Source organism: Roseateles sp. P5_E8 (assembly GCF_054177665.1).
On sequence record NZ_JBGCUM010000129.1, the window covers coordinates 1 to 1460 of the forward strand.

1 protein-coding gene is annotated in these 1460 nt (G+C 54.1%); it reads right to left on the minus strand.

The features are described 5' to 3' along the window. The coding region (locus ACXRVZ_RS27565) for a hypothetical protein (protein ID WP_458233124.1) at nt 1-1150 on the minus strand (1150 nt) is incomplete at its 3' end. Nucleotides 1151-1460 lie beyond the last annotated feature (310 nt).

A 1460-nucleotide genomic window follows, 5' to 3' on the forward strand; every position in this document is an offset into this window, starting at 1 on the left:
ATAGAACGACGACCCCATTCTTCGAGTCGAAATACATCTGCGATAGAACGACGACCCCATTCTTCGAGTCGAAATACATCTGCGCTTGGCTACGTTCGCTAGGGCCAACGGTTCCAGCGGCTTCCATCCAGCTGTTGGTTGCAGGGTCGTAGAGCCAAGTGTCCTTGATATAGACACCGTTGGTGCACCGCACAGATTGCCGATCAAAGCATATCCCTCCGAAAAGCACGAATTGGCGACTGAAGGAATCGTAGACAAACTGATTCTCAATCTGACCGCGGGGCGGAGGCGAAGTTCCCTGGCCAGCGGGAATGGCAAGAGTGAATTCTTTAGCCGAGAAATTCAATCGAAACAATGCGTTGTCGTCACTGGCACCGCCGAACATATACGCATTGACCCCATCTGCAGCAAACCCAGGGCTCCGGCGCTCCGTAGGTGCCAATCCGGAATAACCCCAATGACGCTGCATCAGCTTGCTGTACTGCCCAGTGGTCAGGTCGTATGCCCAGGCGCCGCTTCCGAAGTCTGCGTATATCGAATAGGTCGCGCCGGCAATTATGCCAATATCCTTATCCAACTGCAGTGTCTTAAGCGCTGCGTTATAGGAGAGCACCAAGGCAGTACCGCTCCCGGCATTTCGCACAATCCAGTCTTTGTAAAAGTCATTGGTAGTGGCGAGCAGCGTCTGATCCACCAAAACCGTCCCTGTTGTACCCGCGCCAGCGGACCGCYTGAAGCCGGGCTGGCTTTCACACGAATATCCACGCCCACCATTCCAAAGCCAGAAATAGTTATTCACAGGGTCGAAGACGGCGCCGCTTTCGTCTGACCCATTGGGTCTATCAAAGGATGTGTTACCCGCACAACCATCATTGGGATCAAGCACCGTCCATGACTTAGCAAGCGGATCAAACGCCCAAATATCGTTTAGATAGGCCCCGCCGCCAGCCCCTCCCCACAAAACGGCCTGGTTAAGCGAGTCCACCCAAGTCATGGCGCTCCACTCGCGCCATGTGGGCGCGTTGGTCGTGGACATCAGACGCCAAGTAGCAATAAATTCCGCAGCGTGCGCGCTGCTCACCGCAAGTCCGAACGAACTGATGCAAGCAGCAAGCATGACCGCGCGTAGCGAGTGAAGAAGGACACGCATGGGAGCCTAATCAAGATGTTGTAAAGAAAACCGTCAATCCCTCACTCGCCATGAAGCAAGTCATGGGACCCCTCTTTTCATCGTGCGCACACCTAAATGCTCGCCCGCCATCAAACGACGGCTCTCAACCTGGAAAAATGCGTCAAATTGCCCGACTTGTCGCGCAAATAGTACATTTTTCACTTGACATCTTTGAATGCATTTATTCTTTTTTGGGATCGGATTGAGGCGCATCGACGCGTTCAAACGCAAGGTCCGGGCGCGAACTAGGGATTGCATGGTTCATGCCTGGCAGTCCCCGCAGCGTGCG